Source organism: Agromyces cucurbitae (assembly GCF_058349945.1).
Genome location: NZ_JBYRES010000001.1, coordinates 651,345 through 670,341, shown reverse-complemented (window position 1 = coordinate 670,341; position 18,997 = coordinate 651,345). Strand labels below are relative to the sequence as shown.

18 protein-coding genes are annotated in these 18,997 nt (G+C 73.0%); 12 read left to right on the top strand and 6 right to left on the bottom strand.

What is annotated here, in order from left to right; translation table 11 throughout:
* Window positions 1-7: 7 nt before the first annotated feature.
* From AC3RJ6_RS03260 to AC3RJ6_RS03220, 9 genes are all read left to right on the top strand, one after another.
* Window positions 8-508 (top strand): GbsR/MarR family transcriptional regulator, encoded by a 501-nt coding sequence (locus AC3RJ6_RS03260; RefSeq protein ID WP_491425438.1) that lies wholly within the window; start codon window positions 8-10, stop codon window positions 506-508.
* A gap of 58 nt (window positions 509-566) precedes the next feature.
* The gene (locus tag AC3RJ6_RS03255; RefSeq protein WP_491425437.1) at window positions 567-728 is read left to right on the top strand and encodes a hypothetical protein; all 162 of its coding nucleotides are present in this window, start codon (window positions 567-569) and stop codon (window positions 726-728) included.
* Window positions 725-871 carry a potassium-transporting ATPase subunit F gene (locus AC3RJ6_RS03250; protein WP_491425436.1) on the top strand — a complete coding sequence of 49 codons (147 nt, stop codon included), beginning with the start codon at window positions 725-727 and terminating at the stop codon, window positions 869-871. Before AC3RJ6_RS03255 ends, AC3RJ6_RS03250 begins: the two co-directional genes overlap by 4 nt.
* Window positions 871-2,544, top strand: coding sequence for a potassium-transporting ATPase subunit KdpA (gene kdpA, locus AC3RJ6_RS03245; RefSeq protein ID WP_491426217.1), 1,674 nt, complete (start codon window positions 871-873; stop codon window positions 2,542-2,544). Before AC3RJ6_RS03250 ends, kdpA begins: the two co-directional genes overlap by 1 nt.
* A 2-nt stretch (window positions 2,545-2,546) precedes the next feature.
* Window positions 2,547-4,730, top strand: coding sequence for a potassium-transporting ATPase subunit KdpB (gene kdpB, locus AC3RJ6_RS03240; RefSeq protein ID WP_491425435.1), 2,184 nt, complete (start codon window positions 2,547-2,549; stop codon window positions 4,728-4,730).
* Window positions 4,731-4,785: 55 nt separating this feature from the next.
* A complete protein-coding gene (kdpC, locus tag AC3RJ6_RS03235) occupies window positions 4,786-5,400 on the top strand; it encodes a potassium-transporting ATPase subunit KdpC (protein WP_491425434.1) in 615 nt (204 codons plus the stop codon).
* Window positions 5,401-5,404: 4 nt separating this feature from the next.
* Window positions 5,405-7,930: a DUF4118 domain-containing protein gene (locus AC3RJ6_RS03230; RefSeq protein ID WP_491425433.1), complete on the top strand. Its 2,526-nt coding sequence runs from the start codon at window positions 5,405-5,407 to the stop codon at window positions 7,928-7,930.
* A complete protein-coding gene (locus AC3RJ6_RS03225) occupies window positions 7,927-8,622 on the top strand; it encodes a response regulator (protein WP_491425432.1) in 696 nt (231 codons plus the stop codon). Before AC3RJ6_RS03230 ends, AC3RJ6_RS03225 begins: the two co-directional genes overlap by 4 nt.
* 71 nt (window positions 8,623-8,693) lie before the next feature.
* A complete protein-coding gene (locus tag AC3RJ6_RS03220) occupies window positions 8,694-9,503 on the top strand; it encodes an LLM class flavin-dependent oxidoreductase (protein ID WP_491425431.1) in 810 nt (269 codons plus the stop codon).
* Between the two features lie 66 nt (window positions 9,504-9,569).
* Here AC3RJ6_RS03220 and AC3RJ6_RS03215 read toward each other — a convergent pair whose 3' ends face one another.
* Window positions 9,570-10,139: a DUF402 domain-containing protein gene (locus AC3RJ6_RS03215; protein WP_491425430.1), complete on the bottom strand. Its 570-nt coding sequence runs from the start codon at window positions 10,137-10,139 to the stop codon at window positions 9,570-9,572.
* Between the two features lie 144 nt (window positions 10,140-10,283).
* Between AC3RJ6_RS03215 and AC3RJ6_RS03210 the strand changes: the two genes are divergently transcribed.
* The gene (locus AC3RJ6_RS03210; protein ID WP_491425429.1) at window positions 10,284-10,964 is read left to right on the top strand and encodes a flavin reductase family protein; all 681 of its coding nucleotides are present in this window, start codon (window positions 10,284-10,286) and stop codon (window positions 10,962-10,964) included.
* A gap of 39 nt (window positions 10,965-11,003) precedes the next feature.
* On the opposite strand, the gene AC3RJ6_RS03205 is transcribed toward AC3RJ6_RS03210, so the two are convergent.
* Window positions 11,004-12,914, bottom strand: a complete 1,911-nt coding sequence (locus AC3RJ6_RS03205) for an NAD(P)-binding protein (protein WP_491425428.1) — start codon at window positions 12,912-12,914, stop codon at window positions 11,004-11,006.
* A 243-nt stretch (window positions 12,915-13,157) separates the two neighbouring features.
* On the opposite strand from AC3RJ6_RS03205, the gene rlmC reads away from it, so the two are divergent.
* On the top strand, window positions 13,158-14,324 hold the full coding sequence (gene rlmC, locus AC3RJ6_RS03200) for a 23S rRNA (uracil(747)-C(5))-methyltransferase RlmC (RefSeq protein ID WP_491425427.1): 1,167 nt from the start codon (window positions 13,158-13,160) through the stop codon (window positions 14,322-14,324).
* Between the two features lie 84 nt (window positions 14,325-14,408).
* Complete coding sequence (locus AC3RJ6_RS03195) at window positions 14,409-14,648, top strand: hypothetical protein (RefSeq protein WP_491425426.1); 240 nt, start codon at window positions 14,409-14,411, stop codon at window positions 14,646-14,648.
* A gap of 259 nt (window positions 14,649-14,907) precedes the next feature.
* On the opposite strand, the gene AC3RJ6_RS03190 is transcribed toward AC3RJ6_RS03195, so the two are convergent.
* From AC3RJ6_RS03190 to proC, 4 genes are all read right to left on the bottom strand, one after another.
* Window positions 14,908-16,251: a DUF6596 domain-containing protein gene (locus AC3RJ6_RS03190; protein ID WP_491425425.1), complete on the bottom strand. Its 1,344-nt coding sequence runs from the start codon at window positions 16,249-16,251 to the stop codon at window positions 14,908-14,910.
* Entirely contained in the window at window positions 16,248-16,637 is a 390-nt protein-coding gene (locus AC3RJ6_RS03185) for a YciI family protein (protein ID WP_491425424.1), read from the bottom strand. The genes AC3RJ6_RS03190 and AC3RJ6_RS03185 overlap by 4 nt, the downstream gene beginning before the upstream one ends.
* A 93-nt stretch (window positions 16,638-16,730) precedes the next feature.
* Window positions 16,731-18,107, bottom strand: coding sequence for a beta-N-acetylhexosaminidase (locus AC3RJ6_RS03180; protein WP_491425423.1), 1,377 nt, complete (start codon window positions 18,105-18,107; stop codon window positions 16,731-16,733).
* Complete coding sequence (gene proC / locus AC3RJ6_RS03175) at window positions 18,104-18,952, bottom strand: pyrroline-5-carboxylate reductase (protein WP_491425422.1); 849 nt, start codon at window positions 18,950-18,952, stop codon at window positions 18,104-18,106. Before proC ends, AC3RJ6_RS03180 begins: the two co-directional genes overlap by 4 nt.
* Window positions 18,953-18,997 lie beyond the last annotated feature (45 nt).

Genomic DNA, 18,997 nt, shown 5'->3' with positions numbered 1-18,997 from the left:
TCGGAAGATGGCCCGCGACGAAGACGCACTCAGGGCGGCGGTCGACAAGTCGGTCGCCGTCCTGGCGGGCGCCGGATTCCCGCGCATGCCCGCCAGGGTGCTCATGGCGCTGCTCGTCGCCGACCGCGGCCTGACGGCTGCCGAGCTCTCGGAGGAGCTCGGCGCGAGCGCCGCGGCGATCTCGGGAGCCGTGCGCTATCTCGAGCAGCTCAGCGTCGTGCACCGCATCCGCGAGCGCGGCAGCCGGCGCGACCGGTTCGAGTTCAGCGACAACGCCTGGTACCGGGCGATCGTGCAGAAGTCGCCGATCTACGGCGTCATCGCCGATCTCTCCGATCGCGCCGCCGACGCGATCGACGACGAGCAGCACACTGGCTCGCAGCGGCTGCGCGACACCGCCGGCTTCTACCGCTTCCTCGACGGCAAGATGCCCGAGCTCCTCGCCGAGTGGGATGCGATGCGCGACGCCGACGTCGCCTCCTCGACGGGTTCGGTAAGCGCGCCGTAGGGATGCCGCGGGCGGGCGTTAGGGCTCCGTAAGGGTCGGCGCCGAGGCATCCACGGCGGTGTTGCATCAGGGGTGCAGCGCAGGGGCGCTGCCCGCCACCGCGGGTGCGGGGCGGATCCCGAACCCTGGAGTCCCCGTGCTCGACATCGTCTACCTCCTCGGCATCCTCGCCGTGTTCGCGGTGGTCGGCCTCATCGCCAAGGGGGTCGAGAAGCTGTGATCGTGCTCGAGCTCCTCGCCGCCGCGCTGGCCGTCGCCGCCGTCGTCTACCTCGTGGTCGCCCTCGTGAAACCCGAGCGCTTGGGCCCCCGACCCAGAGGCTCGCGTCAGTGCGAAGCGATGACGCGAGGGGGTCGGGGATGATGGCGGCTCTCCTCGCCGTCGCGCAGGCGGCCACCCTCGCGCTCATCCTCGGCCTGCTGTACCGCCCGCTCGGCGACTACATGGCCCGCATCTACTCGAGCGACCGCGACCTGAAGGTCGAGCGCGGCCTCTACCGGCTCATCGGGGTCGACCCGCGCGGCGAGCAGTCGTGGCCCGCATACCTGCGCGGCGTGCTCGCGTTCTCGCTCGTCGGCCTGCTGCTCGTCTACGCGCTGCAGCGCGCGCAGGCCGTGCTGCCCTACTCGCTCGGCCTGCCGGCCGTGCCCGAGGGGCTCGCCTTCAACACCGCCGCGTCGTTCGTCGCCAACACGAACTGGCAGTCGTACTCGCCCGAGCTCACGATGGGCTACACCGTGCAGCTCGCAGGCCTCGCGGTGCAGAACTTCGTCTCGGCCGCCGTCGGCATCGCGGTCGCCGTCGCCCTCGTGCGCGGGTTCGCCCGGCGCGGCTCGGCGACGATCGGCAACTTCTGGGTCGACCTCGTTCGCGGGGCGTTCCGCCTTCTGCTGCCGCTGTCGATCGTGGGCGCGATCGTGCTCGTCGTCGGCGGCGTCGTGCAGAACTTCAACGGCTTCACCGAGGTGCACACCCTCGCCGGCGGCACCCAGCAGCTGCCCGGCGGGCCGGTCGCCAGCCAGGAGGTCATCAAGCTGCTCGGTACGAACGGCGGCGGCTTCTTCAACGTGAACTCGGCCCACCCGTTCGAGAACCCGACCGCGTGGACGAACCTCTTCGAGATCGTGCTCATGCTCGCCATCCCGTTCGCCCTCCCCCGCACGTTCGGCCGCATGGTCGGCTCGAACCGGCAGGGCTACGCGATCCTCGCGGTCATGGCAACGCTCTACGTCGTCTCGCTCGTCGCCCTCAGCGCGCTCGAGTCCGCCGGCAGCGGCACGGCGCCCGAACTCGCGGGTGGCGCGATGGAGGGCAAGGAGGCGCGCTTCGGCATGTTCGGCTCGACGCTGTTCGGCACGACCTCGACGCTCACCTCGACGGGCGCCGTCAACTCGATGCACGACTCGTTCACCGCCCTCGGCGGCATGATGCCGATGCTCAACATGATGCTCGGCGAGGTCGCCCCCGGCGGCGTCGGCTCGGGCCTCTACGGCATGCTCGTGCTCGCCGTGATCGCGGTGTTCATCGCGGGCCTGCTCGTCGGCCGCACCCCCGAGTACCTCGGCAAGAAGATCGGCCCGCGCGAGATCAAGCTCGCGAGCCTCTACATCCTCGTGACGCCGACGCTCGTGCTCGCGGGAACGGCGCTGAGCTTCGCGATCCCGGGCGTGCGCGAGGACGTCGAGAACGTCTCGATCTGGAACCCCGGCGTGCACGGCATGAGCGAGGTGCTCTACGCCTTCACGAGCGCGTCGAACAACAACGGCTCGGCGTTCGCGGGCCTCACCGCGAACACCCCGTGGCTCAACACGGCCCTCGGCGTGGCGATGCTGCTCGGTCGGTTCGTGCCGATCGTGTTCGTGCTCGCCCTCGCGGGCTCGCTCGCCGCGCAGCGCAAGGTGCCCGAGACCGCCGGCACCCTGCCGACCTGGAAGCCGCAGTTCGTCGGCCTGCTCGTCGGCGTGACCGTGCTCATCACCGCCCTCACCTACTTCCCCGTGCTCACGCTCGGACCCCTCGCAGAAGGACTCAGCTAGTCATGTCGCTCACCACTGCTTCGCACGGTTCGGATGCCTCAGCCTCCGCCGTCGCGACCGAAGAGCACCACCCCCACCCGCACCCGAAGCCGAAGGCTCCGTTCGGTCCGCGACAGCTCGTCGCCGCCCTCCCGGGCGCGCTGCGCAAGCTCGACCCGCGGCAGATGTGGGGCAACCCCGTGATGTTCCTCGTCGAGGTCGGTGCCGCGCTCACCACGGTGCTCGCGATCGCCGAGCCGTTCCTCGGCGGACCCGGCACGTCGGGCGGCAGCGCCGTGCCGCTGAGCTTCACGTGGGCGATCGCCGCCTGGCTGTGGCTCACCGTGATCTTCGCGAACGTCGCGGAGGCGGTCGCCGAGGGCCGCGGCAAGGCGCAGGCCGACACCCTGCGCAAGACGCGGACGTCGACGGTCGCGCATCGCATCGACCTCTACGACGAGGTGTCCGACGCCCTGGCCGAGCGCAGCGCGCTGACCGACGTCTCGTCGGCCGACCTGCGCCTCGGCGACCTCGTGGTCGTCTCGGCGGGCGAGCTCATCCCGGGCGACGGCGACATCGTGCAGGGCATCGCCTCGGTCGACGAGTCGGCGATCACGGGCGAGTCGGCCCCCGTCGTGCGCGAGTCGGGCGGCGACCGCTCGGCCGTGACGGGCGGCACCCGGGTGCTCAGCGACCGCATCGTCGTGCGCATCACCTCGAAGCCCGGCGAGACGTTCGTCGACCGCATGATCGCGCTCGTCGAGGGTGCGGCCCGGCAGAAGACGCCGAACGAGATCGCGCTCGACATCCTGCTCGCGAGCCTCTCGATCGTGTTCGTCGTCGTCGTGCTGACGCTCAACCCGATCGCGTCGTACGCGGCGTCGCCCGTCAGCATCACGGTGCTCGTGGCCCTGCTCGTCTGCCTCATCCCGACGACGATCGGCGCCCTGCTCTCGGCGATCGGCATCGCCGGCATGGACCGGCTCGTGCAGCGCAACGTGCTCGCGATGTCGGGCCGCGCGGTCGAGGCCGCGGGCGACGTGACGACGCTCCTGCTCGACAAAACGGGCACGATCACGTACGGCAACCGCCGTGCAAGCGAGTTCGTGCCGATGCCGGGCGTCGACGAGACCGACCTCGTGCGGGCGGCGGCCCTCGCTTCGCTCGCCGACCCCACCCCCGAGGGCTCGTCGATCGTCGAACTGGCGGCGGCGCGAGGCGTCCGCTTCGATGCCTCGCCCGCCGGCGAGGTCGTGCCGTTCACCGCGCAGACCCGCATGTCGGGGCTCGACCTGGCCGACGGCACGATCGTACGCAAGGGCGCCGGCTCGGCCGTGACGGCGTGGGTCGAGGCATCCGCGCCGATCGACCGGGCCACGGCCGACGAGCTCGCCCGGCGCGTCGACGCGATCTCGACCGGCGGCGGCACCCCGCTCGTCGTCGCGGTGCACGATCCCGCAACCGCGCCGCGCGTGCTCGGCGTCGTGCACCTCAAGGACATCGTCAAGGACGGCCTCGTCGAGCGCTTCGCCGAGCTGCGTGCGATGGGCATCCGCACCGTCATGATCACGGGCGACAACCCGCTCACCGCGAAGGCCATCGCGGCCGAGGCCGGCGTCGACGACTACCTCGCCGAGGCCACGCCCGAGGACAAGCTCGCGCTCATCCGCCGCGAACAGGAGGGCGGCAGCCTCGTCGCGATGACGGGCGACGGCACGAACGACGCGCCCGCGCTCGCGCAGGCCGACGTCGGCGTGGCGATGAACACGGGCACGTCGGCCGCGAAGGAGGCCGGCAACATGGTCGACCTCGACAGCGACCCGACGAAGCTCATCGACATCGTGCGCATCGGCAAGCAGTTGCTCATCACGCGCGGCGCGCTCACGACGTTCTCGATCGCGAACGACGTGGCGAAGTACTTCGCGATCATTCCGGCGATGTTCGCGGGGGTGTTCCCCGGGCTCGCGGCGCTCAACCTGATGCAGCTCCACTCCCCCGCGTCGGCGGTGCTGTCGGCGATCATCTTCAACGCGATCGTGATCGTCTTCCTCATCCCGCTCGCGCTACGCGGCGTGAGGTACCGGCCGGGCGACGCGAGCTCGATCCTCAGCCGCAACCTGCTCGTCTACGGACTCGGCGGCATCCTCGCCCCCTTCATCGGCATCAAGCTGATCGACCTCGTCGTCAGTCTCATCCCGGGCTTCTGAGGTTTCGAGACGCGTCCTCCTCCGTCGGGCGCTCCTCGACCAGCGAAAGGAAATCATGACCTCCACCCGCACCACTCTCCGCGTCCACTGGGTCGCGCTCCGCGCGATGATCGCCTTCACCCTCGTGCTCGGCGTCGCGTACACCGCGCTCGTCACCGCGATCGGCCAGCTCGCCATGCCGGCCCAGGCGAACGGCTCGCTCATGCACGACGCCGGCGGCAAGGTCGTCGGCTCCTCGCTGATCGGCCAGTCGTTCGCGGATGCCTCGGGCTCGCCGTCGCCCGAATGGTTCCAGCCGCGCCCCTCGGCCGCCGGCGACGGCTACGACGGCGGCGCCTCGAGCGGCAGCAACCTCGGCCCCGAGAACCCCGACCTCGTCGCGGCGATCGAGGAGCGCCGCGCACAGGTCGCGGAGGCCGACGGCGTCGCGCCCGACGCCGTGCCGGTCGACGCGCTCACCGCCTCGGGCTCGGGCCTCGACCCGCACATCAGCCCCGAGTACGCGCACCTGCAGGTCGCCCGGGTCGCCGAGGCGCGGGGCCTGTCCGAGGCCGAGGTCGCGAAGCTCGTCGACGAGCACGTGCAGGGCCGCGACCTCGGGTACCTCGGCGACCCCACCGTGAACGTGCTCGAGCTCAACCTCGCGCTCGCCGCGCTGGTGGGAGACTGACCACATGAAGCGGGGGCGACTGCGGGTGCTGCTCGGCGCGGCGCCGGGCGTCGGCAAGACCTACACGATGCTCGAAGAGGGCAAGCGCCTCCGCGCCGAGGGCCACGACGTGGTCGTCGGACTCGTCGAGACGCACGGCCGTCGCGCGACCGCCGAGATGACCGAGGGCCTCGAGATCGTGCCGCGCCGACCGGTCGAGCACCGCGGCGTCACCCTCGACGAGATGGACCTCGACGCCGTGCTCGCACGCCGGCCCGAGATCGCCCTCGTCGACGAGCTCGCCCACACGAACGCACCCGGGTCGCGGCACGCGAAGCGCTGGCAGGACGTCGAGGAGCTGCTCGACGCCGGCATCGACGTCATCTCGACCGTCAACGCCCAGCACATCGAGTCGCTCGGCGACGTCGTGCTGCAGATCACGGGGGTTCCGCAGCGCGAGACCATCCCCGACCGGGTGCTGCGCGCCGCCGACCAGATCGAGGTCGTCGACCTCTCGCCGCAGGCGTTGCGCGACCGGCTCTCGGGCGGGCTCGTCTACCCCGCCGAGCGCATCGACGCGGCGCTGTCGAACTACTTCCGACTCGGCAACCTGACGGCGCTGCGCGAGCTCGCGCTGCTGTGGCTCGCCGACGAGGTCGACCAGGCGCTCAAGAAGTACCGCGCCGAGCACGGCATCGACCGCAAGTGGGAGGCGCGCGAGCGGGTCGTCGTCGCTCTCACGGGCGGCCCAGAGGGCGAGACGCTGCTGCGCCGCGGCGCCCGCATCGCGGCCCGTGCGTCGGGCGGCGAGCTCGTCGCCGTGCACGTCACCAACCCCGACGGCATGCGGGCGAGGCATCCGGGCACCCTCGACGCCCAGCGCACGCTCGTCGAGCAGCTGGGCGGCACGTTCCACCAGGTCGTCGGCGAAGACGTGCCGCGCACCCTCGTCGAGTTCGCGCGCGGGGTCGACGCGACCCAGCTCGTCATCGGGGTCAGCCGGCGGTCACGGCTCGCGGCGGCGTTCTCACCGCCCGGCATCGGCGCGACGGTGATCCGCGAGTCGGGCGACATCGACGTGCACATCGTGACGCATGCCGCCGCAGGCCCCGCGGTCTCACTGCCGCGACTCTCGCGCGGCGCGCTCGGGCGCACCCGGCTACTGCTCGGCTTCGCGGTCGCCCTCGTCGCGGGGCCCCTGCTGAGTTGGGTGCTGGCGCTCTTCCACACGGAGTCGTCGATCACGAGCGACGTGCTCGCCTACCAGCTGCTCGTCATCGTCGTCGCGCTCATCGGCGGCATCTGGCCGGCCCTCTTCGCGGCGGTGCTGTCGGGGCTCACCCTCAACTTCCTGTTCATCGAGCCGCTCTACACGCTCACGATCGCCGAGCCCCGGCAGCTGCTCGCGCTCGTGTTCTACGTCGCCAACGCGCTGCTCGTGAGCTACGTCGTCGACCAGGCCGCGCGACGCACCCGCGAGGCGCGGCGGGCCGCCGCCGAGTCGCAGATGCTCGCGACGATGGCCGGCAGCGTGCTGCGCGGCGAAGACGCGCTGCAGGCGATGGTCACCCGCACCCGTGAGGCGTTCGGACTCACGGGCGTGCGGCTGCTCGTCGACGACGAACCGGTCGTCGCCGACGGCGAACCCTCGAACGACGACCGCGTCACACTGCTGCCGATCGCCGACCGCGCGGTGCTCGAACTGCACGGCCACGACCCCGATGCCTCGGAACGGCGCCTGCTGCAGGTCATCGCCACTCAGATGGACGCGGCCCTCGAGCACGGCGCGCTCGCCCGCGCCGCCGAGACCGCCGACGCGCTCGCCGAGACCGACCGGGTGCGCTCGGCGCTGCTCGCGGCGGTCGGGCACGACCTGCGACGCCCGCTCACCTCGGCGTCGGCGGCGATCAGCGCGCTGCGCTCGGCCGAGCTGCGGCTGCCCGACGACGAGCGGCGGGAGCTGCTCGACACCGCCGCCGAGAGCCTCGACTCGCTCGCGGAGCTCGTCACGAACCTGCTCGACGTGAGCCGGGTGCAGGCGGGCGCCCTGGCCGTGCGCCTCGCGCCGGTCGAGGCCGCCGACGTGGTGTTCCCCGCGCTCGACGAGCTCGGACTCGGGCCCGGCGAGGTCGAGCTCGACCTCGCCGACGACGCGCCCCCGCTCCTCGCCGACGCGGGCCTGCTGCAGCGGGTCGTCGTGAACCTGCTCGCCAACGCGGTGCGGCACTCGCCCGTCGGCGAGCGCGTGCGGGTCTCGGCGTCGGGATTCCGCGACCTCGTGCAGCTGCGCGTCGTCGACCGCGGTCCGGGCATCCCGCCCGAACGGCGCGACGAGGTGTTCACGCCGTTCCAGCGGCTCGGCGACACCGACAACGAGACCGGACTCGGGCTCGGGCTCGCGCTGTCGAAGGGGTTCGTCGAGGGCATGGACGGCACACTGGAGGTCGAGGACACGCCGGGCGGCGGCCTCACCATGGTGGTCGCGCTGCCCGCGGCAACCGGGCGACCGGCACGACCCGCGGATGCCGCGACCGACGAGGAGGCACGATGAGGATCCTCCTCGCCGACGACGACGAGCAGCTGCAGCGCGCGCTGCGCATCACGCTCGCGGCTCGCGGCTACGAGGTGCTGCACGCGCGCGACGGCGCCGAGGCGATCGACCGGGCGGCGAACGGGCACCCCGACCTGATCCTGCTCGACCTCGGCATGCCCGAGGTCGACGGCATCGACGTCATCCGGGCGGTGCGGGCGTGGTCGAGCGTGCCCATCCTCGTGCTCTCGGGCCGCAGCGACTCGGGCGAGAAGGTCGAGGCGCTCGACGCCGGCGCCGACGACTACGTGACGAAGCCGTTCTCGATGGACGAGCTGCTCGCCCGCATCCGTGCGCGCTCGCGGCGGCCGGCCGACGAGGGCGACGGGTCGGCGGTGCACCGGGTCGGTGACCTCGAGGTCGACCTCGCGGCTCGCGTCGTGCGGCCCGCATCCTCAGAGGGTGGCGGGCGCGAGGCATCCGTTCGCCTGACGCCCACCGAGTGGCGGCTGCTCGAGCTGCTCCTCAAGCACCCCGGCAAGCTGCTCACGCGCGAGATGCTGCTGAGCGAGGTGTGGGGCCCGTACCACGCGAACGACGCCGGCTACCTGCGGCTGTACGTGGCGCAACTGCGGCGCAAGCTCGAGCCGGTGCCGTCGGAGCCGAGGCACTTCCTCAACGAGCCCGGGCTGGGGTACCGCTTCGAGCCGTAGTCCGCCGGGAGTAGGCGCGGTGTCGCCGCCGGGCGGATGTGCGACGCCGGTCGGCCGCGCAGGATCGAGGCATGACCCATCACACCTTCCGATTCGGAGCCGTCGTCGGGCGACGCGGCACGGCGGCCGCCTGGGGCGCGACTGCGCGCGAACTCGAGCAGGCCGGCTTCTCGACGCTGCTCGTGCCCGACACGCTCGGCACCGCCTCGCCGTTCCTCGCGCTCGCGGCCGCCGCGACGTCGACCGAGCGGCTCCGCCTCGGCACGTGGGTGCTCGCCGCGCCCCTGCGTTCGGCGGCCGAGGTCGTGCGCGACGCGGCGACCCTTCACGAACTCGCAGGCGGGCGGTTCGAGCTCGGACTCGGTGCCGGACGCCCCGGCGGCGAGCACGACGCCGCCCGGCTCGGCGTCGACTGGGGCGCCGCCGGCCGGCGCGTCGACGCGGTCGAGCGGGCACTGGTCGCGGTGCACGCCGAGCTGCCCGACCTGCCGGTCGTGATCGCGGGCAACGGCGACCGGATGCTGCGCCTCGCCGGCGCCCATGCGCAGGCACTCGCCCTCGCGATGCCGCCGACCGCGACGGTCGACGAGGTCGCCGCGCTCGCGACCCGCGCGCGGGAGCGGGCGGGCGCCGACCTGGAGATCGCGCTGCAGATCGCGGGCGTCGGCGACGCCCTGCCCGAGTGGCTGCTCACCCGACTCGGGCTCACGCCCGACGGGCTGCGCGAGGCCGACGCGGCCGCCCTGCTGTCGGGCGACGTCGAACGCGACGCCGCGCACCTCGAACGGCTGCGCGAGGCGGCGGGCGTCTCGTACTTCACGATGTCGCACGAGCACGCCGCCGTCCTCGCTCCGCTCGTCGCGCGGCTGGCGGGGCGCTGACCGCCGGCCTCCGCACCGGTCACTCGCGCTTTCAGGAGACGATGCCCGCCACGCGCGACGGCGGGCTCAGTCGTCGAGATCGGGGAGCGCCGAGAGGCGTTCGAACCACGCCCTCGCGGTCGCGCCGTCGAACGGCGGGTCGCGTCGCACGACCGCGGCGAGCACCGCGTCGGCGTCGGCGCGCACCCGCTCGACGAGCTCGAGCGGATACCCGAACCGCATGGCGTGGTCGGCGAACTCGTCCTCGTCGTCGATGAAGGCCGGCTCGTCGTCGCGCCCGACGACGTCGAGGTCGAGGTCGACGTACGAGACCGTGAGGCCCGCGGCATCCACCCGCCACTCGGGGACGGTCGCGAGATCGACGTAGGTGGCGAGGCCGCGGGGGTGCCCGAGGTTGAACGCCGGCACCCAGCCGGCCGGCGTGACGAGCGTGAGCGACGGCCAGTCCGCCGTGAACTCGGCGCCCGGCCGCGCGAAGCGCGTGCCCGGCGGGAAGCCGATCCAGTCGCCGTGCTCGTCGGCGCCGAGCCAGAGGCCGTCGAACGCCCAGTGCGGGCTGCCGTCGTACTTCGTGCCGCGCACGCGTACGGGCGCTCCGGGGGTCGTCGGGCGGGCGGCCGGTTCGGGGGTGCTCATCCGCCCACCGTAGTCCGCACCCCGCCGACGTCACCGGTCGGTGGGCTCCGGCCGGTGGCGTCCGCCCTGCGCCATGTCTGGAATCCGCCGGACCCCGACCCGGCGCGCGGCGAGGCTGGAGGTCCCAGACCAGGAAGGCGGCCCATGGGAACCCTGACCTCGCTCGACGCCCGCGCGCGCGGCGCCCGGCACACGCCGATCTCGCCCGCGATCCTCTACTTCGGCAGCCAGGTGTCGCTGCTCTCGACCGTCGACGCGGAGGGGCATCCGAACCTCGCGCCGAACTCGTCGGTGTGGTGGCTCGGGCAGACCGCGATGCTCGGCGTCGCCGCGCGCAGCCAGACCGGCCGCAACCTCGTCGCGAACGGCGAGGCGGTCATCAACCTGCCGTCCGTCGACCACGTCGACGCGGTCGACCGGCTCGCCCTCACGACCGGCCGCGACCCGGTCTCCGAGCGAAAGGCGGCCGCGGGCTACCGGCACGTGCGCGACAAGTTCGCCGCCGCGGGCCTGCGGCTGGTGCCCGCCGAGACCGTCGCCCCGCCGCGCGTGGCCGAGTTCCCCGTGCACCTCGAGGGCCGGGTCGTCACGATCCACCCGATGGGCGGCGCCACGTCCGCGGCCGACGCGAGCCTGCTCGCGGTCGAGCTCGGCATCACGCGCGTGCACGTGGTCGAGTCGCTGCGCCTTTCGGGCCATGCGAACCGCATCGACCCCGAGCGGTGGCGGCCGCTCATCATGAACTTCCAGCGCTTCTTCGGGCTCGGCGACGAGGTGATGCCGTCGCGCCTCGCGAGCATCGACGAGGAGTGGTACCGCGGCTGAGGCGGCGCCACTCCCCGTCGTGGGCCCGGCCGGATCGGCTCAGCCGAGTTCGGCCACCGCGCGGCTCGCCTCGTCGACGGCGGCGTGCGTGTAGCCGAACGCCGCGGCATCCGAGTTCGCGATCGTGATGTTGCCGTGCCGGCGGCGGGCCGCCTGGAACGGCTGCTGCTCGAGCGGCTCGAAGATCGCGGGGTCGGCGATCGAGTTGTACTCGTACGCGTAGCCGTGCGACCAGCGGTTCACGGTGATCGCGGCGATGTCGCGCTTGGCCTCGAAGCCGAAGTCGCCGAGCGAGCGCTGCATGAGATCGCGGATGTCGCGCTCGAAGTCGGCGAACGTGACCTCGAGCAGCTCGCGGCGGCCCGCCTTGTGCTGCGCGCGGGTGATGCGCTCGCCCGGCAGGTTCGGCGTCTTCGACAGGCTGACGACGATCGGCTCCTCGGGGTCGCGCGCCGACCGGTAGCCGCCCTGGTCGGTCGGCGTCGCGAGGCCGAGGCTGTCCCAGAAGTGGTTGTACGGGGTCACCCGCGAGACGCCCGCGTTCGCGAACGCGGTCCAGTTCTTCACGGCGACGCGCGCGTAGACGAGCGGCACCTTCACGCCGTAGCGCATCGCCTCGACCTGGTCGGCGGGAAGGCCGTCGACGAGGTACGACGACACCGCGTTCCAGCACGCCATGACGACGTGCTTCGCCTCGACCCGGTACGCCTTGCCGCCGTTGACGTAGTCGACGTCGATCGGTCCGCTCGTGCCCGAGCGATGGCGCACCGCCGTCGCCATGCTGTTGAGCCGGATCCGCACGGGTGACTTCGGATGGTCGAGCAGCGCGTAGTTCGCGGAGGCGCCGATCACGCTCCCATGCGTCTGCACGCCGCCGAACGCCTGCGGGATGAGCCGCGACACGAGCAGGCGCGACACGGTCGCCCCGCCGTCGGGGAAGTAGTACAGCTCCTCGTCGGTCGTGGTGAGCGACATCGCAGGTGTGCGACCGATGCCGGGATACGGCTCGGGGGTCAGCCCGAGGCCCGCGAAGCCCGGATAGCCGACGCCCCAGCAGTCGCCCGCGGGAACCGCCTCGATGCCCGCGCCCCACAGCCCGTGCGGGCGCTTCTGGTAGTAGACGAGCGCCTCGTCGCCCACGCCGACGAGGTTCTGCAGGTACTCGCGATAGGTCATGCGCGCGAGCGCCTGCTTCTTCTCGGCGTCGCTGAGCCCGGGCAGCACGTCCTCGCTGAACGTCTCGATGCGCATGATGTCGTCGCGGGCCTGCTGCGACAGCGGCAGGCGCGACACGAGCGACGCCGTCGACTCCCCCGGCGCCCGGCGCAGGAAGGTGTCGGCGCCGAACGACTCCTCGGGGAAGAAGTAGCCGTTCGTGAGGCCCATCGACCCGTAGAGCCCGGTGTCGACGCCCTCGGCGATCTCGGCGAAGTCGATGCCGAGGTCGTCCATGAGCTCGAGCGACGGCGCGTTCCACGTGTCGGGGCTGTCGAGGTTGACCATGCCGCCGTTGCTGAGGAGGGTGCGTCCGCGCACGGAGAACTCGTTGCGGTGCTGGTGGCCGCCGAAGTCGGCGAGCGCCTCGACGACGAGGATGCGGGCGTCGGCGCCGAACCGCTTGCGGTAGAAGTGCGCGGCGGCGAGGCCGCTCACCCCGCCGCCCACGACGACGAGGTCGTACGCCTCGCCGGTCGCCTTGGGCGTGCCGAACGAGGCGCCGCCGAAGGTCGCACCGTGCCCGGCCTGCCGTGCGGCGTCGGTCTGCCCGACGAGCCCCGTCTGGCGCGGGCGGCTCGCCGCCACGTGCCCACCGCCGGCCTGGGCGTGCGCCGCCCCGCCCGGCACCGCGGTGAGCGCCGCCGCGCCCGCCACGACGGCCATGCCGTTGAGCAGGTCGCGCCGGCTGATGCCCGCCGACATCCCGAGTTCTTCATCTCCGTGCTTCGCCATGTCAGACCCCTTCGTCGTCCCGTTCGTCTACGTCGTCTGATGCCCGCGGGCGTCGTCGCCCCACGTGTCCACAGGCTAACGAGGCGGTTCGACAGGGGTCAAGGATTTCGTTGAACAATCTGCGAACTCGGCCGATCTCGTCGGCCGGTGACGTCGTTCCCGACTGATTCCGCAGCGTGATCGGCGTCGCGGGTTCGGGACGGACGGGCGGGCCGGGCCGGCGCGGGTGCGAGGATTGAACCCGTGGACTGTTCGTACTTCGACGCCGGGCGCTGCACCTCGTGCGCGCTCATGGGGCGACCGTACGAGCTCCAGCTCGCCGACAAGCAGGCGCACGCCGAGCAGCTGCTCGACCCGTTCGGCGTCGACGCCTGGGAGCTGCCCGTCGCGAGTCGCGAGGACGGCTACCGCAACAAGGCGAAGATGGTCGTCGGCGGCACCGTGGATGCCCCGACCATCGGCATCCTCGACGCCGACGGCTACGGGGTCGACCTGCAGGCGTGCGGCATCTGCTCGCCCGGCCACCGGGCCGCGTTCCCCGTGCTCGCCCGGTTCATCACGCTCGCCCGCATCACTCCGTACGATGTACGCCGTCGCACGGGCGAGCTCAAGCACCTCATCGTCACCGAGTCGCCCGACGGCGAGCTCATGGTGCGCTTCGTGCTGCGCTCGACCGAGCCGGTCGCCCGCATCCGCAAGCACCTGCCGACGCTCCTCGCCGAGCTGCCGAACGCCCGGGTCGTGACCGCGAACGTGCTGCCCGAGCACAAGGCGGTGCTCGAGGGCGACCACGAGATCGTGCTGACCGCGGCCGAGACACTGCCGATGCGGCTCAACGACGTGACCATGCACCTGCGGCCGCAGAGCTTCTTCCAGACGAACACCGAGATCGCGGCCGCCCTCTACGCCGAGGCGCGCACCTGGATCCGCGACCTCGCCCCCGACTCCGCGTGGGACCTCTACTCGGGCGTCGGCGGCTTCGCGCTGCACATCGCGGGCGCGGGCGGCGAGGCGGATGCAGCGGCCGGAGCGACCGCGGGACCGGCAGTCACCGGCATCGAGACGAGCGTCGAGGCGGTCGCGAGCGCCGAGCTCAGCCGAACGGATGCCGCGCTCTCGCGTCTCGCGTTCGCCGCGGGCGACGCGACCGACTTCGCGCTGCGCGCGCAGCCCGCCGACACCCCCGATCTCGTCATCGTCAACCCGCCCCGCCGGGGCATCGGCGCCGAGCTCGCACGCTGGCTCGAGGCATCCCCCGTCTCGCACGTGCTGTACTCGAGCTGCAACGCGGCATCGCTTGCGAAGGACCTCGCGGCGATGCCGTCGCTGCATCCGGTGCGGGCCCGCGTGTTCGACATGTTCCCGCAGACGACGCACTTCGAGGTGATGGTGCTGCTCGAGCGCCGGTGAGGTGCATCCGATCGCGATTCGCCCCCTGTCCAGCCGTTTCTTCGTTCATCGGCTATACTGGAAGGTCACGCGAAAGGAGGTGACATGCGAAGGATCGGAATCATCCCCACGACCGTCATCGTCGCGGCGTGGGTGTTCGCAATCGGTTTCACGTTCGGTTACCTGAACGAGCTCGAGGCCGGCACGACGTCGTCGGCGACGAGTGCCGGGCTGCTCTCCGGAGCTGCCGCCCTCGCGCTCGGTGCCGCCACGTACCTCGTGGTGAAGCTCGTGCGCGCCGTGGCCCACGCCCGTCGCGGGCACGGCGCGAAGCACGCGGGCTGAGGCCCGGGCGGTCGACGGCGCTCAGCGCCCGACCGCGCCTCATCGGCCGGGGAGCGTAGTCCGCTCCCCGGCCGAAGTGCGTCTCGGAGCCGGCGCCGTGTACTCGACGTCGGCATCGAGCGCCGACGCGCCGCCTGACGGCGCGTTCGCACGGCGCGCCGAGCCGAGCTGCCGACGGAAGGTACGGCTCGCCCGGCGGGCCGGGCGCGGCGGCGGCGCAGCGGGCGCGGCACGGCGGGTCGGCTCGCCGGCGCGCACCTCACCCGGTCTCGCCCGCACGCGCCAGGCAGAACCGCCGCACCGGCTCGGTCGGCACGAGCCCGGCGAGCTCGGCGTACTGCGCCGACGCCTCGGTACGACGACCGGTGCGCCAGTCGAGGTCGGCGAGCGCGAGCCTCGCGTCGACCGCCGCGTACGGCGCCGAGCCCTCGGCGAGCGCGTGCAGCTCGCGCGACACCCGCCGCAGCACGGCCGTGCGCTCCCCCGACGGCGTCGCGAGCAGTGCACGATGCAGCTCGGCCGACAGCCGGGCGACCGTCACCGACGGTGCGCCCCACACGCGCTCGAGCGCTCGGTAGAAGCCGACGACGCGATCCCAGTCCGTCTCGGCGAAGCTCGGCGCCGAGCTGTGCAGGCCCGCGATCGCCGCCTCGAGCACGAAGCGCCCGTCGCCGCGCTCGGCCGCCGCGGCGGCATCGTCGAGACCGGCCTCGATGAGCCGGCGGTCCCACTGCCGGCGGTCGACCTCGTCGAGCGGCACGGCGGCCCCGGCCGCGTCGAGCCGGCCCGGGCGGCGGGCGAGCCCCAGCCGGATCACGGCTCGCAGCCCGCGCACCTCGGCGTCGTCGGGGTACTCGGCGACGAGCGCGTCGGCGATCGACAGCGCCTGGCGGCCGAGATCGTCGAACGGCGTCTGCGGGTCGAGCACGTCGCGGTGCGCGACCGTGAACATGCCCGCGACGGCCGCGAGCACGACGGGCAGCCGCACCCGCCGTTCGGGTGCCTCGGGCACGTGGAACCGTCCGCGCGCCTCGGCGAGCGCGTGCTTCGCCCGGGTCAGTCGGGCGGCCGCCGCCGACGGCTGCACGCCGAGGTGCGCGGCGATGCGCTGCACGTCGAGTCCGCACACGAGCCGCAGGGCGAGCACGAGCCGCGCCTGTTCGGTGAGCGCGGGGTCGCACGCGACGAACAGCAGGGCGAGGCGATCGTCGAGCCCGCCGCCGACGGGCAGGTCGTCGATCCGGGATGCCTCGGCCGAGGCATCCCCGTCGCCCTGCAGGGTCGCGAGGTCGGCGGCGACCCGCTCAGCGTGGCGCTGCTCGGTCGCGGCGCGTCTCCGGTCGTCGAGCCAGGCGCGCTTGCCGACGGTGATGCACCAGGCGGCGAGCGAGCCGAGCGGCGGCCCGTCGCCGACCTGCGCCTGCGAGCCGTGCGACGGCCCGTCGCCGATCTCGGCCGTGAACCGCGCGACGGCCCTCGCGACGGCCTCGGCCGCATACTCCTGCGCGTCGTCCACGCTGCCCGTGTAGGCGGCGAGGGCGCGCACGATGCGCGGCCAGGCGTCGACGAAGTCCTCGCCGAGGCCGGCGACCGACTCGCTCACGAGATCGGGAACACCTTGCGCCACTCGATGTGCCCGCCCGTGGGCACGAGCGCGGCGATCTGCCGGGCGAGCTGCTCGTCGTCGGTCTCGACGAGGTAGTAGCCCGAGACGACCTCGGTCGTGTCGGGGTAGGGCCCGTCGGAGTAGACGGCGTCGTCGAGCACCCGGTCGCCGGCTCCCGGCGTGACCCGTCCGCCGTGCCGCGCGTTCTGCAGGGCCGCTCCCCCGACGAGGCGGGCGCCGAGCTTCACGACGGCCTCCTGGAACGCCTTGTGCGCCGGGAAATTGTTCTCGGGGTCGCCGCCGGGCACGCCGCCCCCGTTGTCCAGGAACGCGTCCGAGTCCCAGTCGGGCTCGTGGATGATGTACATGTACGTGTCGGTCATGGCGTCTCCTTCGTCTGCCCTCGCGGGCCCGTGACGACGTTCGTCACACCATGGTGACGAAATCGGCCGCCCGAAATCGACATGGGCGTCGAATCAGAGGTTCGCCGTGAGACGCGCGAGCTCGGCGAGCCGGTCGGACCGGTCGCGCGGCACGCCGGGCACGCCCGGGCGCTGCTGCTCGGGCCGGGGCCCTGCGGGCGGCCGGTAGGCGACCCCCTGCGCATCGAGCCACGCGAGGTAGTCGGGCAGCCGGGCCGCGAAGTCGTCGGGGTCGACGGGACCGCCGTTCCACGCGACCTCGGCGAACGCGCCGAGCCGCGGGAACACCGCGTAGTCGAGCCGGTCGCGACCGTCGAGGTGCTCGCACCAGACGTTCGCCTGCACCCCGACCACGCGATCGGCGAACCAGCCCGGCGCCTCGGCCGGCACCGGGTCGAACGTGCCGACGTCCTCGAGCGAGAGCACGGTGCCCACGGGAATCGGCTCGTCGTCGCGGTCGGACTGCCGGTAGTCGAAGTAGGTCCAGAGGTCGGGGCACAGCACGACGTCGTGGCCGAGCCGCGCGCCGAGCTCGGCGCCGACGGGCCCGCGCCACGAGGCGACGACCGCGTCGGGCGCGGGGTCGCGACCCTCGAGCATCTCGTCCCAGCCGACGACGCGGCGCCCGTGCCCGCGCACGCGGTCGGCGATCTGCGCGAGGAACCACGACTGCAGCTCCTCCTCCGTCGCAAGGCCCCGTGAGGCCATGAGCTCCTGGGTGCGCGGGTCGGCGCGCCACCGGTCCTTGCGCACCTCGTCGCCGCCGAGGCCGATGAACGCCGAGTCGAACACCTCGCACAGCTCGTCGAACACGGTGCCGACGAACTCGAGGGTCGCGTCCTCGACGTTCAGCACCTCGTCGCTGATGCCGAACCGCGGCCACGGCTCGACGACGCGCTCGCGCACGGCGTCGGCGCCGCCGACCCCGAACTCGGGATACGCCGCGAGGATCGCCTGCGCGTGCCCGGGCACGTCGATCTCGGGCACGAGGCGGATGCCGCGGGCCGCCGCATACCGCACGAGCGCACGCAGCTCGTCCTGCGTGTACCAGCCCTCGTGCGGCACGCCGTCGAGCGTCGACCGCGGCCCGTGGCCGAGCTGGGTCTGCGACCGTCGACCGCCGACCTCGGTCAGTCGCGGGTAGGCGCGCACCTCGAACCGCCAGCCCTGGTCGTCGGTGAGGTGCAGCTGCAGCACGGTGATGCGGTGCGCCGCGAGCAGGTCGATGAAGCGCTCGAGGTCGGCGACCGGACGGAACCTGCGGGCGACGTCGAGCATGACGCCGCGCCACGCGAAGCGAGGGGTGCCGTCGAGGCGGAGGCCGGCGGCGACATGGCCGGTCGAGTAGGCGCGCAGCGCCGTATCGAGACCCTCGCCGACGTGGTCTCGATACGCTCCTTCGTCGCTACTCGACCGACTCACTGCGGTCACGCGCCCGCCGCCAGCTCGCGCGCACGGGCGAGCGCGGCATCGGTGGCGAGGTCGAAGGTCTGCTTGAGCTGCGCCTCCTCGAGCACGGCGACCGCGCGCTCGGTCGTGCCCTTCGGGCTCGTCACGCGGCGACGCAGCTCGGCGGGCTCGTCACCCGAGTCGGCGAGCAGCTCGCTCGCCCCGCGGAACGTGCCCTGCACCATGACCGCGGCCTGCTCGGGCGTGAAGCCCTTGTCGATCGCCGTCGCCGTGAGCTGCTCGATGAGGTAGAAGACGTAGGCGGGCCCCGACCCCGAGATCGTCGAGAGCGCGTCGAGCTTCGCCTCGGGCACGACGAGCACCTCGCCGACGGTCTCGAAGAGCGCGACGGCGAGCGCGAGGTCGTCGTCGCTCGAGCGCGTCCCCGGCGAGACGCCCGTGACCGCCCGCCCGACGACGGCCGGCGTGTTCGGCATGGTCCGGATGACGCTCACCGAGCCTGGCAGCAGCGACTCGAACGTCGCGACCGTGACCCCGGCGGCGACCGACACGACGACCGCGCCGGGGTCGAGCGCGTCGGCGATCTCGCGCAGCAGGTCGGGCACCATGGCCGGCTTCACGCCGACGACCACGACCTTCGCTCCGGCGACCGCGCGGCGGTTCGCCGAGGCATCCTCGTCGGTGGAAGAGCTGGTCACCCCGGGCAGCCCGGCGAGCGCCGCGGCCTTCGCCGCAGTGCGGTTCGTGGCGCGGATGCCCTCGGCCTCGACGCCCGGGCGGAGGAGGCCCGAGAGGATCGCCCCCGACATCGATCCGGCCCCGAGGAAGGCGATGACGGGCAGCTTCACGACGGCGTCGGCACTCATGCGACCATCCTAGGTTTCGTGAACGCAGCCGATCCCGGCCGTCCG